12 protein-coding genes are annotated in these 13,040 nt (G+C 69.4%); 7 read left to right on the top strand and 5 right to left on the bottom strand.

Going from position 1 to position 13,040, the window contains the following annotated elements:
- Positions 1–6 precede the first annotated feature (6 nt).
- Positions 7–873 (top strand): hypothetical protein, encoded by an 867-nt coding sequence (locus AB0I34_RS11410; protein ID WP_360443249.1) that lies wholly within the window; start codon positions 7–9, stop codon positions 871–873.
- Positions 874–911: 38 nt separating this feature from the next.
- Positions 912–1,808: a Ku protein gene (locus AB0I34_RS11405; protein ID WP_360443247.1), complete on the top strand. Its 897-nt coding sequence runs from the start codon at positions 912–914 to the stop codon at positions 1,806–1,808.
- A gap of 1 nt (position 1,809) precedes the next feature.
- Here the strand turns inward: AB0I34_RS11405 and AB0I34_RS11400 are convergent, their stop codons facing one another.
- Both AB0I34_RS11400 and AB0I34_RS11395 read right to left on the bottom strand, forming a co-directional pair.
- Positions 1,810–2,475, bottom strand: a complete 666-nt coding sequence (locus tag AB0I34_RS11400) for a hypothetical protein (protein WP_360443244.1) — start codon at positions 2,473–2,475, stop codon at positions 1,810–1,812.
- 114 nt (positions 2,476–2,589) lie between these two features.
- Positions 2,590–3,879: an MFS transporter gene (locus AB0I34_RS11395; RefSeq protein ID WP_360443241.1), complete on the bottom strand. Its 1,290-nt coding sequence runs from the start codon at positions 3,877–3,879 to the stop codon at positions 2,590–2,592.
- A 98-nt stretch (positions 3,880–3,977) separates the two neighbouring features.
- Here AB0I34_RS11395 and AB0I34_RS11390 point away from each other — a divergent pair, with 98 nt between their 5' ends.
- A complete protein-coding gene (locus AB0I34_RS11390; RefSeq protein ID WP_360443238.1) occupies positions 3,978–4,454 on the top strand; it encodes a MarR family transcriptional regulator in 477 nt (158 codons plus the stop codon).
- A gap of 39 nt (positions 4,455–4,493) precedes the next feature.
- The gene (locus AB0I34_RS11385) at positions 4,494–6,596 is read left to right on the top strand and encodes a thiamine pyrophosphate-dependent enzyme (RefSeq protein WP_360443235.1); all 2,103 of its coding nucleotides are present in this window, start codon (positions 4,494–4,496) and stop codon (positions 6,594–6,596) included.
- Here the strand turns inward: AB0I34_RS11385 and AB0I34_RS11380 are convergent.
- Positions 6,589–7,071 carry a DUF1992 domain-containing protein gene (locus AB0I34_RS11380; RefSeq protein ID WP_360443232.1) on the bottom strand — a complete coding sequence of 161 codons (483 nt, stop codon included), beginning with the start codon at positions 7,069–7,071 and terminating at the stop codon, positions 6,589–6,591. The genes AB0I34_RS11385 and AB0I34_RS11380 overlap by 8 nt on opposite strands.
- Positions 7,072–7,159: 88 nt before the next feature.
- Here AB0I34_RS11380 and AB0I34_RS11375 point away from each other — a divergent pair, with 88 nt between their 5' ends.
- The 3 genes from AB0I34_RS11375 to AB0I34_RS11365 all read left to right on the top strand — a co-directional run bounded on the left by AB0I34_RS11375 (position 7,160) and on the right by AB0I34_RS11365 (position 10,782).
- Positions 7,160–7,756: a hypothetical protein gene (locus AB0I34_RS11375; RefSeq protein ID WP_360443229.1), complete on the top strand. Its 597-nt coding sequence runs from the start codon at positions 7,160–7,162 to the stop codon at positions 7,754–7,756.
- A 324-nt stretch (positions 7,757–8,080) separates the two neighbouring features.
- Entirely contained in the window at positions 8,081–9,625 is a 1,545-nt protein-coding gene (locus AB0I34_RS11370; protein ID WP_360443226.1) for an aldehyde dehydrogenase family protein, read from the top strand.
- Positions 9,625–10,782, top strand: a complete 1,158-nt coding sequence (locus AB0I34_RS11365; protein ID WP_360443223.1) for an FAD-binding oxidoreductase — start codon at positions 9,625–9,627, stop codon at positions 10,780–10,782. The genes AB0I34_RS11370 and AB0I34_RS11365 overlap by 1 nt, the downstream gene beginning before the upstream one ends.
- Here the strand turns inward: AB0I34_RS11365 and AB0I34_RS11360 are convergent, their stop codons facing one another.
- Together AB0I34_RS11360 and AB0I34_RS11355 are read right to left on the bottom strand one after the other, a co-directional pair.
- Complete coding sequence (locus AB0I34_RS11360) at positions 10,783–11,427, bottom strand: hypothetical protein (RefSeq protein ID WP_360443220.1); 645 nt, start codon at positions 11,425–11,427, stop codon at positions 10,783–10,785.
- Positions 11,428–11,693: 266 nt separating this feature from the next.
- Entirely contained in the window at positions 11,694–13,037 is a 1,344-nt protein-coding gene (locus AB0I34_RS11355; RefSeq protein ID WP_360443217.1) for an aromatic amino acid lyase, read from the bottom strand.
- Between the last annotated feature and the right edge of the window lie 3 nt (positions 13,038–13,040).

Here is a 13,040-nt window from a genome sequence, read left to right as displayed (position 1 = left end):
GCCGCCATGGACTTCGAGGAGGCGGCGGATGCTCTCTACGCGGCGCCGGCTGCCGATTTCATTGCTACTCGCAACGAGCTGGCCAAGCAGCTGAAGGCGGACGGCGACCAGCTCGGTTCGACCCGGCTGAAGGCGATGCGCAAGCCGACGGTCGCGGCCTGGGTGACGAACCTGATCGCCCGCAAGTTGCCGGACGAGCTCGACGACCTGCTCGCACTGGGCGACGAGTTCCGCGAGGCGACCGCCGATCTCGACGGCGACCGGCTGCGTGAGCTGACACCGCGACGCCATCAGTTGCTGGACAAGCTCGCCAAGGAGGCCATCCGGGTCGCCGGCGACGAGGGTCAGAAGGTGAGCGCCGACGTCGGGCAGAAGCTGCGCGAGACGCTCGATGCGGCGCTGGTGGATCCGGCCGCGGGCGACGCCGTACGCGAAGGCCGGTTGAGCAGCGCGCTACGGCACGTCGGCTTCGGCGTCGTCGACGAGGCCGGCGAACCGACCAACGTCACCCCGCTCACCGACGAACGCCGCCAGGCCGCCCGCGACCGGCGCAAGGCGCAACAGGCCGAGGCCGACGAGGAATCGGCCGCTGCCCGGAAGAAGCGCGAGACCGCGGAGCGCAAGGAGGAGGAACGCGAGGCCGCCGAGAAGGCGAAGGCCAAGAAGGCGTTCGAGGACGCCGTCACCGCGGCCCAGGAGGCCGAATCCACGGTCGAGGATCTCGACACCCAGCTCGACAACGCGCGCGAGGCTCTGGCCGACGCACAGGAGCTGGTACGACGGCTGGGCGGGGAGCTCGACGACGCCCGCCGGGCCGCCCGGGACGCGCAGAAGGAGAGCAGGGAGGCGCGCAAGCGGTACAACCGGCTCTGAACTGGGTACCGGCGGGGGCGGTACGAGAGGAGAGACGGATGGCGCGGTCGATCTGGAGCGGATTCATCACCTTCGGACTGGTCTCGGTTCCGGTCGGGCTGTACAGCGCCACCGACGAGCACCAGCTCGACTTCCACCAGTTCCAGAAGGGCACCTCGGACCGGATCCGCTACAAGCGGGTGAACGAGCGGACCGGCCGGGAGGTGGACTTCGACAAGATCGTCAAGGGTCACGACGTCGGCGGTGGCGAGTACGTCATCGTCGAGCCCGACGAGCTGGACGAGATCGCGCCGGGCAAGTCGCGGGCGCTGGAGATCTCCACCTTCGTCGATCTGGACGACATCGACCCGATCCACTTCCAGAAGAGCTACTACCTGGGTCCGAAGGACGGCGACAACGCGTCGTCGTACGCGCTGCTGCGGGACGCGCTGGCCAAGACGAACCGGGCCGGGATCGCGAAGTTCGTGATGCGTGGCAAGGAGTATCTGGCCACGATCCGGGCCAAGGGCAAGGTCCTGGTGCTGGAGACGATGTTCTTCGCCGACGAGATCCGCGATCCTGCCGACGAGCTGGACGACCTGCCGGGCAAGTCGTCGGCGGGCAAGCAACTGTCGATGGCGACCGACCTGATCGAGGCGATGAGTGGCGAGTGGAAACCGTCCGCCTACAAGGACACCTACACCGAGCGGGTGAAGGAACTGGTCGTGTCCAAGCACAAGGGCAAGGAGGTCGTGTTCGCCGAGGAGGAACCGCAGGCCACCAACCCGACCGACCTCGTCGCCGCGCTGCGCGCCAGTGTCGAGTCCGCGCGCAAGTCCCGCGGCACGAGGAAGTCCCCTGCGAAGAAGACCACCGCGAAGAAGAAGACCACGGCGAAGAAGGCGACGGCCAAGAGGTCCGCCAGGAGGTCCGCCAGGAGCAAGAAGGCGGCCTGACTCACAGGGCGGTCGGGCCGTCTCCCGGAGTGGGGAGCAGGTAGCTGCCCGGGTTGGCGGGCGCGCCGGCTTCCAGCCAACGGTGGAAGCCGTCGGGGTTGCGGCGTTCGAATTCGTCGAGGCAGATCCGGCGTACCTCGGCGACTGCCTGGCGGTCGCGTGGGCCGGCACCTTGGGCAAGCTGGGTCGCGGTCTCGGTCCAGACGCCGCACAACTCCTCGATGCTGAGCGGGCACTGCAGCGACGCGATCAGCGCCTCGTCCTCGAACCCCTGCCGCTCGGTCATCCGCTCGAGCTTCCGCCGCCGCCGCGACGTACGGTGCCGCCGCTCCGGCAGGACCAGGTCGAGCAGCACGAACAGCGTCGCCGCGACCAGCGCCACCGCGAACCCGACCGCACCCCAGGCCAGCAGACGCACCAACCCTGGCAAACACAGCACAGCAGCGGCCGCAGCGGCCGCGACCGTCACCGACGACTGGTACGGCGCTTCGTCCGACACGTGCCGGATCACCGCGGCCAGCGGCCAGACCAATGCGAACACAACCGTCAGCAGGATCACGGCCGCGAGTGGGCCCAGCAGCAGGACACCCGCGAGCACCCCTGCTGTCCCCACACCGAGTCCGGCCGCGATCGCCATCCGCCGCATCAACGCGGAATGACCCCTCACCAGAACTCACTCGTCGCCACAGAACACCTCACGTGTCACCCACCCCGTAACCACACTTCTACCCCGGAGAACGAACAGCCCCTCTGCACCGTTCCCCGCCCCGGGGCCGCGCAATCAGGCGGCGCTGGGCGAGCCGGCCGGCGTGACGGGATGGTCCAGCGGGTGAGCAATCTCGTCCGACGGCATCCGGCCGAAGTACACGACCAACAGTGACACCACTGCCGGGCCGACACCAGCGACGATGAACACCGCCGTCAATCCGAACACGGCACCCGCCGGTCCGGCCAACGCCATCGACAACGGCATCAGCAGGAGCGAGACGAAGAAGTCCAGGCTGGAGATGCGTCCGCGCAGACGGTCCGGGACCCGGCGCTGCAGCAACGTGCCCCAGATCACCATCGCGGCCGACCCGGTCGCTCCGACCACGGCCGCACCCGCTGCCATCACCCACAGCTCCCGGGCGAACCCGAGCAGCACGAACGGCAGCGAGCCGACGCCCCACATCAGCGTCATGACGGTCAGGTACCGCCGCGGCAGGCTCCGCGACGAGATCAGCAAGGCACCGGCCGCACCGCCGACGCCGAACGCCGCCAGCACGAGACCGAAGTCGCTCGGCCCACCGCCGAGCTGGTCGCGAATCGCGAACGGCAGCAGCACCTCCAGCGGCCCGAGGATCAGCAGCACGAACACCGTGCCGAACAGCAGCGACGCGAGCAGCCACCGGGTACGTCGTACGTAGGCCCATCCTTCGCGCAGGTCGCCGAAGATCGTCTGCGGCACCTCGTCCGCCGGCGCCTCGCCGGCAGTGGCCCGCACGCGCATCGCGAGGACGCAGCCGGCGGAGAAGAAGTAGGTCAGCGCCGTGATCAGGATCGCGATCCCGGGCGACATCGCGGCGATTGCGAGACCACCCAGCGCCGGCCCGGTCGCCTGCTGCGCCAGCGGCCGCAGCGTCCCTTCCAGTCCGTTCGCCGCGAGCAGCTCGTCGGCCGGCAACAGCTTCGGCACCAGCGCCGTGTACGCCGGGATCAGGAACGCCTCCCCGGCTCCGATCAGCACTGCCGCAGTCGCCAGATGCCAGACCTCCAGCAGCTCGGTCAACGCGAGCCCGGCGACGACCAGCAGGACCAGACCACGTACGCCGTCCGCCGCGACGATCACGCTGCGCTGCGACAACCGGTCCGCCGCGATACCCCCGAACAGCACGCAGACCACCAGCCCGATGCTGTACGCCGTCGTCACCACCGACAGCTGCACCGGTCCGCCGCCGAGCTCGATCACCTGCCAGGCCAGTGCGACCAGCCAGAGCCCGCTACCGAGCAGAGCGACCGCCAGCCCGGTCCACAGCAGCCGGTAATCCCGGTGCCGCAGCGGGCGCACGGCCTTCCAACGGATCGAGCCCACGACAATCCCCCTCTCGGCAACGTCCGGTCAGCATACACAGGAGAACAGTTCACGCGTCAACAGTTGTATTGCGCACTCATCGTCGTAGACTGCTGCCCATGCCGACGAAGCAGATGAGTGCCGTGCAACTCGAGTCCTGGCGGGCGCTGTACCGCGCGGACACGCTGCTCTACGCCCATCTCGACAACACGCTGCGCAGCCGGCTCAAGATGGGCTACTTCGAGCACGAGGTCCTGCGGGCCCTCGACCAGGCCGGCGGCCGGATGCGGATGGCCCCGCTGGCCAAGGAGCTGATGATCTCGCGCAGCGGCGCGACCCGGCTGATCGGCAAGCTCGAGGACAAGGACGGCTGGGTGGTCCGCCGGAACACGCCCGAGGATCGCCGGGCCACCTGGGCCGAGCTCACGCCGGCCGGGCGGGAGGCGCTCGCGGCTGCCCAACCCGTGGTCGAAGCTGTGGTCTCGACGTTCTTCGCCGATCATGTATCAGATGAGGACCTTCGACGCGCGAGTCGCATCATGGACGTCCTGGCCGACGCCAACCCGAACGACGACGGCTTCGACTGCGGACTCTGACCGCGCCCGCCCTGCCCCGGCCGACGCAGGATCCACCCGGTGACCGCCGTCGACGAGCGGTACGCCGAGCGCGTCCGCGCCCTCAAGCCCGTCCCGTGTGATTACACGGCCGACCAGCTGCGGAGCCTGTACGACGCTCAGCTCGGCAGCCGGCACGCGGACCTCGCAGCGCGCTGGATGCAGTCGCAGGGGCAGGGCTACTACACGATCGGATCCGCCGGCCACGAGGGGAACGCCGCGGTCGCCGCCGCACTCCGGCCCACCGATCCGGCGCTGCTGCACTATCGCTCCGGCGCGTTCTACCTCGCCCGCGCGGACCAGGCCGGCTCGAAGGAAGGGCTGCGTGACATCCTGCTCGGGGTCGCGGCCGCGACCAGTGAGCCGATCGCCGGCGGCCGGCACAAGGTGTTCGGCCGGCACGACCTGGCGATCATCCCCCAGACGTCGACGATCGCCTCGCACCTGCCGAGGGCGATGGGTGTCGCGTTCTCGCTGGCCCGGGCAGCGAAGCTCGGCGTACCGTCGCCGTGGCCGTCGGACGCGATCGTGGTGACCAGCTTCGGCGACGCGTCGGCGAACCACTCGACCGCGACGGGCGCGATCAACGCCGCGCTGCACGCGTCGTATCAGGGCCTGCCGATGCCGTTGCTGCTGGTCTGTGAGGACAACGGGATCGGGATCAGCGTGCGGACCCCGGACGGCTGGATCAGGCAGGCCTACGGATCGCGGCCCGGCCTGCGGTACTTCGATGCCGACGGCACCGATGTGGCCGCGGCGCTGACGATGGCGACCGAGGCGGCCACGTTCGTCCGGCGGAACCGGCGGCCTGCTTTCCTCCGGCTGCGGACCGTCCGGCTGCTCGGCCACGCCGGCTCCGACGTGGAAGCGGCGTACCGATCGCCCGCCGAGCTCGTGGCCGACGAGGAGCTGGACCCGCTGCTCGGTACGGCGAGGCTCCTGCTCGGCGCAGGGCTGGACGCGGACGACGTGATCGAGTTGTACGAGGACAAGCGGTCCGAGGTGATGCGGATCGCGGCCGAGGTGTCGGGCCTGCCGCAACTGTCGTCCGCCGAGGCCGTCGCCTCCCCGCTGCGGTTCCCCGACCCCGAGGCTGTCGCGGACTCGTTGCCTCGACCCAGTCGTACGACGGAACGGTTGACACTGAGCCAGTCGATCAACCGCGCGCTGGCCGACGTACTGGCGTCGTACCCGGAGGCGATGGTGTTCGGCGAGGACGTCGGCCGCAAGGGCGGCGTGTACGGCGTCACCCGCGGACTGCAGAAGTCGTTCGGACCGGCCCGGGTGTTCGACACACTGCTGGACGAACAGTCGATTCTCGGGCTCGGGCTCGGCGCCGGGGTCTCGGGGTTGCTGCCGCTCCCGGAGATCCAGTACCTGGCGTATCTGCACAATGCCGAGGACCAGTTGCGCGGCGAGGCGGCGTCGCTGAAGTTCTTCTCGCAGGAGCAGTACTCGAATCCGATGGTGCTGCGGATCGCGGGCTACGGCTACCAGAAAGGGTTCGGCGGCCACTTCCACAACGACGACGCGATCGCCGTACTGCGGGACATCCCGGGACTCGTGATCGCGTCACCCTCCCGGCCGGACGACGCGGCCGCGATGCTGCATGCCTGCGCCGCGGCGGCGCGATCGTGCGGCACGGTCAGCGTGTTCCTCGAGCCGATCGCGCTCTATCACCGGCGCGATCTGTACGACGACGGGGACGATCAGTGGCTGACGCCGTACCCGGACCAACCGGTGCCGATCGGGCGCGGCCGGACGTACGGCGACGGGACGGACCTGACCCTTGTCACCTTCGGCAACGGTCTGCCGATGAGTCTGCGGGTGGCCGCACGGGTGCCCGGAGTCCGGGTGCTCGACCTGCGGTGGCTGGCGCCACTGCCGATCGGGGATCTGTTGCGTGAGGCAACCGCCACCGGACGCGTGCTCGTGGTCGACGAGACCCGGCGGTCCGGCGGCGTGTCCGAAGGCGTCCTGGCCGCGCTGATCGACCACGGCTACGCTGGCCGGCTGGCCAGGGTGGCGTCGGAGGACTCGTTCGTCCCGCTCGGCGACGCGTCCCGTCAGGTGCTGCTCAGCGAGCGGACGATCGAGATCGCGGTCCGCGAACTGCTCAGGTGAACAGCCGCTGCCAGAGCGACTTCTTCGGCGGGGCTTCCGTAGACCTGGCGCCTGACGGCTTGGGCACCGGCTCGGGCCGATCCGCCTTCCACTGCGCCAGGACGGCCTCCTCGTCGACAGTGCCGACCGGAACGACCGGGCCGGTGGTGTCGCGAATGCTGACCAGGATCCGCTGGTTCAGATCCGCGAGATAGTCGCGCACTTCGGACTCACGGCGCATCCGGGCGACAGTCTCCTGGACCTTCTGCTTCTCCTTGCGCAGCAGCACCGCGGGTGGCAGCAGCGCTTCGGAGTCGATCTGTTTCCGGCGGATGAAGTCCTTCACCCACCAGTCCGGATCGTGCGGGTCGGCCAACTTGGTCAGCGGCTTGCCCTGACCCGCGAGGTTGTCGAACTCGCCCCGCTTCTGGGCCTGCTGGATCTGGATGTCGACCCAGTCCTGCTGCGACATGTTGGCTGGCTTGCGCTCGGTCATGCCCACACACCTCATCTGTCTCATCGACAGTTGCTTCCGGGCGTCAGCCTACCGGCTTGTGAATGCAATCACAAGACATACTGGAGAGGTGGACCTGACCGACGAAGAGATCGCGGCGATGACTCCGGCCGAACGGCGGGACCTGATCTTGCGGCTGGTACCGCACCAACCGGGCGGGATGCCGTCGCTGCGGACGATCGAGCGGATCCGCAAGTGGCGGACCGCGCTGATGCTGCTCTGCGCGCTCGCGCTGATCCCCTGGACCGTCTATCTGGCGATGACCCTGCCCAGTCACTACGTCGCCCGGAACTGGGTCGCCACCTGGGTCGGCTTCGACATCCTGCTGGTGGCGATGCTGGTGCTGACCGCACTGGCCGGGTGGAAGCGGAAACTGCTGGTCTTCCCGACCGCGTTCGCGACCGGCGTCCTGCTGATCTGCGACGCCTGGTTCGACACGATGACGAGCCACCGCGGCGCCGACCTCACCCAGGCGCTGCTGAGCGCCTTCCTGGTCGAGCTCCCGCTGGCCTTCATCCTGATCGCCGGCCCGCTCCGCCTGCTCCGGTACGTCGCGATCCGGCACGGCATGATCAGCCCGAAGTCGCACCTGTGGCGGATGCCGATCCCGATCCCGGATCTCTACCCGGGGAACGAAGTCCCACCACCCCCAACCCCCCACCCCTGACCGTCCCGTCTGATGGGCTGACCCAGCCGCCTGTGGGTGGCCTGACCTTCCCCGTCTCATGGGCTGACGCAGCCGCCTGTGGGTTGGCCAACCGCACGCCGCTGGCCAACCCACACGCGCATGGGTCAGCCCACCAGACCGCCAGCACACGCCCACCCCGCGCGCGCGCTCGTGGGGTGACCCAGCGGCCTGGGGGTTGGCCAACCGCACGCCACTGGCCAACCCACAGGCGCATGGGTCAGCCCACCAGACGGGGAGGCGTGGGTTGGCAGGGGGTGGGGTGGTGGGTGAGGGTGGGGGCAAACGTGCGCGAAGGGATGCTTCATGGCGACTGAGGTTGTGTCGGTGATCGGTGGCGAGCGAGTGGGAGAGGCGGTACGGCGTACGCCGTCGACCAACCCGGCTCGGCTGAGCGATGTGGTGGGGACGGTCGGCAGCGCGGGGCCTGAGGTTCTCGTCAAGGCCGCCGAGGCTGCCCGGGACGCCCAGGCCGCGTGGGCCGCGACACCGGCTCCGCAGCGAGGTCAGGTGATCGCGAACGTCGGCCGGCTGATGACCGCCAACAAGGAGCGGCTGGCCGCGCTCGTCACCCGCGAGATCGGCAAGCCGATCGCCGAGGCGCGCGGTGAGGTGCAGGAGATCATCGACACCTGCGACTTCTTCGTCGGCGAGGGCCGCCGGCTCTACGGTCAGACGGTCCCGTCGGAGATGCCGGACAAGCAGTTGTTCACGTTCCGACGGCCGGTCGGCACGGTCGTCGTGATCACGGCCGGCAACTTCCCGGTCGCCGTACCGTCCTGGTACATCGTGCCCGCGCTGCTGTGCGGGAACACGGTGGTCTGGAAGCCGGCGGAGTACTCGGCCGTGGTGTCCGACGCGTTCTACGAGATCTTCGCGCACTCCGGCGTACCGGCCGGGGTCTTCAACGTCGTGTACGCCGACGGGCCGGACACCTTCACCGGACTCGAGCAGGCGCTGCAGGCCGGGCTGGTGAACAAGGTCGGCTTCACCGGATCGAGCGCCGTCGGCAGCCGGATCGGTGAGTTGTGTGGCCGCCACCTGCAGACGCCGTGCCTGGAGCTCGGTGGCAAGAACCCGATGGTGATCACCGAGGACGCCGATCTCGACCTGGCCGTCGAGGGCGCGCTGTTCTCCGGCTTCGGTACGGCGGGTCAGCGGTGCACCTCGCTCGGTACGGTGATCGTCCACGAGTCGGTCCACGACGACTTCGTCGCCCGATTCAGTCGTGCCGTTGCGGACGCGGCGATGGGTGATCCGGCACAGGACGTGCTGTTCGGTCCGTTGCTGGACGAGAAGTTCGCCGCCGGGTTCGAGAAGTCGCTGGGCTGGATCGCGGCTCACCATCAGGTGATCGGCGCGACCGGCCGGGTCAGCGCGGACAACCCGAGGTCCGGATTCGTCGGGGATCCCGCGGCCGGGCTGTTCTACCACCCGGTGATCGTCGACGGCGTCCGTCCGGACGACGAGTTGTTCATGAACGAGACGTTCGGTCCGGTCGTCGGCATCACGACGTACTCGAGCCTCGACGATGCGATTGCCCTCGGCAACAAGTCCGGCTACGGGCTGTCCAGTTCGATCTACACCACCGACCCGAACAAGGCGTTCCGGTTCGCGCAGGGCATCTCGGCCGGCATGGTCAGCGTGAACAACTCGACGTCCGGCGCCGAGGCGCACCTGCCGTTCGGCGGCAACGGGAAGTCCGGCAACGGCTCCCGGCAGAGCGGCATCTGGGTGCTCGACCAGTTCACCCGGTGGCAGTCGCTGAACTGGGACTACTCGGGCAAGCTGCAGAAGGCGCAGATGGACACCGAGACGGTCGAGGCCGACCTCTCCTTCCAGCTGCCCTGATGGCCGCGGCCCTGCCGGACGCCGCCGACGTGGTGATCGTCGGCGGCGGCGTGATGGGTGCCAGCATCGCGTTCCATCTCGCCGAGGCCGGGGTGGAACGCGTGCTGCTGCTGGAGCGGAACCAGCTCGGCTCCGGTTCCACGTCGAAGGCGGCCGGCGGAGTCCGCGCCAACTTCTCGGACGAGCTCAACATCGCGCTGGGTGCTCGCAGCCTGGAGGCGTTCGCGCGGTTCGGCGAGCGGCCAGGGCAGGAGATCGACCTGCATCGCGTCGGCTATCTCTTCCTGCTGGAGACCGGCGATCAGCTCGAGCTGTTCCGCGAGAGCACCCGGCTGCAGAACGCGGCCGGTCAACCGACCCGGATGATCGACGTCGACGAAGCCGTCCGGCTCGCGCCGATCGTTGCCCCGGACGGTCTGGCCGGCGCCTGCTTCTCCCCGGCGGACGGGCACTGTACGCCGGAGTCCGTCGTACTCGGGTATGCGACGGCCGCCCGCCGGCTCGGCGCGACGCTCGTCACCGGTTGCGAGGTTCTCGGCATCGAGGCGGACGACAACTCCATCCGGGCGGTCCGCACCAGCCGTGGCGACGTCCGGACCCGCACGGTCATCTGCGCGGCAGGCGCATGGTCGGCGGAGCTCGCCGCACCGCTCGGGGTCGACCTGCCGGTCACCCCGCTGCGACGGCAGATCGTCGTGACCGAGGCGATCCCGGATCTGCCGCAGAGCATGCCGATGACGATCGACTTCAGCAGCACGTTCTACTTCCACCGCGAGGGACCCGGTCTGCTGGTCGGAATGTCCGACCCGGACGAGGAGCCCGGCTTCCGTCTGGACCGCACCGAGACCTGGTTGCCGCGGCTGACCGCCGCGATGGAACGCCGCGCCCCGTCACTGCTCGACGTCGGCCTGACCGGTGGCTGGGCCGGGCTCTATGAGGTGACACCGGATCACAACGCGCTGATCGGCGAGGCCGACGGCGTGTCCCGGTTCCTCTACGCCACCGGCTTCTCGGGTCACGGCTTCCTGCAGGGACCCGCGGTCGGCGAGATCATCCGCGACCTCTACCTGGGCCGCGAGCCGTTCGTCGACGTCAGCCCGCTGGACGCGCGCCGCTTCCGGTACGACGGCCGGCGCTCGGAGTGGAACGTGGTCTGATCAGGGCTCGTTGCGGGGATCGTCGGCCGGGTCGTCCGGCCAGTTGTCCGGATCGCACCACTCCGGATCCCAGCCGCGCTGGACGCAGTACTGCCGGAGGATCTCCTCGCGGCTCGGAGTGGTGGTGCTCGGCCGCGGCGGCCTCGTGGTCCTGGTCGTCCGGGTCGGCTTGGGATCCGGCTTGTCCTCCGCCTCCTCGGTGGTCCGGGTCCTGGTCGGCCGCTGGGTCGTCTTGGTGGTCGGCGGCACGGTCGTCTTCTGTACCGGCGGTGGCACCGAGGTCGGCTGCGTCGTCCGCGGGGGCACGACTGGGGTCTGGGTCGCCGAGGGGGTCGCCGAACGGTCGTCGACCACCGGCACAGCCTGCGAGTCGGAGTCGCCGCTGAACAGGCCGATCGCGGACAAGGCCCAGAAGTTGATCCCGAGGAACAGCACCGCGGCGCCGATCCCGGCGTACAGCACTCGGCGGGACGGACCGCCGTACCGGCCGACCGGACCGCGGACCGGGTTGCCCTTGCCGTCGATCCAGAATCGCCAACCTTCTGGAGGCGGTGGCCAGGACGGGTCGGGACGCCAGGTTTTCGGTGGGACCCAACTACGGCGGGGCGGCGACGGCCAGGTCGGAGGGACCACGAACCGCTTCAACGAATTCCTCCATCTCCGCCCGGACCACGTCAGGCTAGTGGATCGGCCGGTGGCGCCGACAGCCTGGTCGGGTCGGCTCTTCGTTCAGAATCCCCGCCCGCACAGTGGCCAACGACACAAACCCACCGCAGGCTACTTGCGGCTTGCGAACCGTCCGCGTGTCGCGCTGGATTTTTCGATCAACCCATGGCCGAGTCGCTGAGAAGTCAGGTCAGGCTTACCCACTTAGACCATTCGCTCCAGAGGAAGCAGAAGGCGGTGGCCGGTCAGAGCTGGAGCACGGACTCCAGCAGTCTGGTCAGGTCCTCACCGAACGGGCGATCCGCCTCGATCGGCGGTACGACGTCCGCCACCGCCTGATGGAGGTCACGGAGGCCGACCGGGATCGGGCGCTTCGACAAGGCGAAGGCTTGATGCACGGCAAGGAGCTCGCAGGCGGTGACTTCGCGGGTCAGCCGGACGGCTTCCGCGAGGGTGCCGACCGCCTCCCAGGAGAAGGTCTGCACGTCCTCCTGGCCGTTCGACGTCTCCGCCGTACTGATTGCTGAGGGCAACGTCAGGCGGCGGAGCAGGTGGGTGGTGGCGACCGCGCGTTTGTGGACGGCGACCATGCCGGCCTGTGGACCCGGCTCGTGCGCGAGCTGGGCCTGGAGTCCGGTGACGGCTGGGTCGAGCAGGCGGTGCAGTCGCGCCGCGGAGACCTCGGCCGCGTGCGCGAGGGCCGCGGTCAGGTGGTCGCAGTACGCCGTCAGGTCGATCCCGTGAAAGCCGGCCGTGCCGATGAATTCGCCATCGAGGTACGCCGGTGAGTCGGTGACGCCGGTGAACGCACGGTCGACGGCTTCATCCAACTGGCTGATTGACCGCCGGACGTGTGCGACAACTTGCCCTGCAACGCGGAATGACACCGGCGCTTGGAGCGCTCGGGGCTCGGGCTCCGGACCGGCCAGCTCGCGGAACCGCGCGAACTCGGCTGCCAGGACGTCATCACCCCGGCCCAGCGCCGGGTGGTACGGCGCACGGTTCGCCCCGATCACCGCAATCGCCCCGGCGCCGACTGCTGTCAGGTGGTCGGCGAGACGGTGTGCACGCTTGGCCTGCAGAGCAGCCCTCCCGGTCGCACCCGGCACGCCCGCAAGCAGGGAGATCCCCTCCTTGGGACCCACCTCGAACGAACCGAACGCGTGGGCCAGCGGAATGATCTCGCCGGCCGAACCCGCTCCTTCGGCAGGGATCTCGGGAACTCGTCCGCTGTTGATCATGGCAACCAACTGCTGGATCAGCTCGACCGAGACCCCGGCGTCACCGGTGAGGAACGTGCGCAGCCGGCCGATCAGAACGGCGCGGGCCTCGTCGGGCGGGAGCCAGGGAGGTCCGCCGACCGCCCGGCCGAGCAGCAGGTTGCGTTGATGCACGCGTTGCTCGTCCTCGGTGAGCCGGCGCCTGCTCAGGTTGCCCATCCCTGTGCTGACGCCGTACACGGCTTCGCCGGAGGCAAGTGCGGCGAGGAGGTCTGCACGGATCGCGGCCAGGCGATCGAGCAGCGGCTGCGCGATGGTGATCGGTTCGGGACTCGCGGGGTCGAGGTCCGACGGCTGGTTGATCAGCATGTC

Source organism: Kribbella sp. NPDC050281 (genome assembly GCF_040655855.1).
GTDB lineage: Bacteria > Actinomycetota > Actinomycetes > Propionibacteriales > Kribbellaceae > Kribbella.
Note: the sequence above shows the minus strand (reverse complement) of the source record. Positions and strands in the feature narration are given on the sequence as shown.

Excerpts from the sequence above, each read along its gene's own strand:
- AB0I34_RS11370 (WP_360443226.1), top strand. The coding sequence starts at position 8,081 with ATGGCGACTGAGGTTGTGTCGGTGATCGGTGGCGAGCGAGTGGGAGAG.
- AB0I34_RS11355 (WP_360443217.1), bottom strand. The coding sequence starts at position 13,037 with ATGCTGATCAACCAGCCGTCGGACCTCGACCCCGCGAGTCCCGAACCG.
- AB0I34_RS11365 (WP_360443223.1), top strand. The coding sequence starts at position 9,625 with ATGGCCGCGGCCCTGCCGGACGCCGCCGACGTGGTGATCGTCGGCGGC.
- AB0I34_RS11390 (WP_360443238.1), top strand. The coding sequence starts at position 3,978 with ATGCCGACGAAGCAGATGAGTGCCGTGCAACTCGAGTCCTGGCGGGCG.
- AB0I34_RS11410 (WP_360443249.1), top strand. The coding sequence starts at position 7 with ATGGACTTCGAGGAGGCGGCGGATGCTCTCTACGCGGCGCCGGCTGCC.
- AB0I34_RS11405 (WP_360443247.1), top strand. The coding sequence starts at position 912 with ATGGCGCGGTCGATCTGGAGCGGATTCATCACCTTCGGACTGGTCTCG.
- AB0I34_RS11380 (WP_360443232.1), bottom strand. The coding sequence starts at position 7,071 with ATGACCGAGCGCAAGCCAGCCAACATGTCGCAGCAGGACTGGGTCGAC.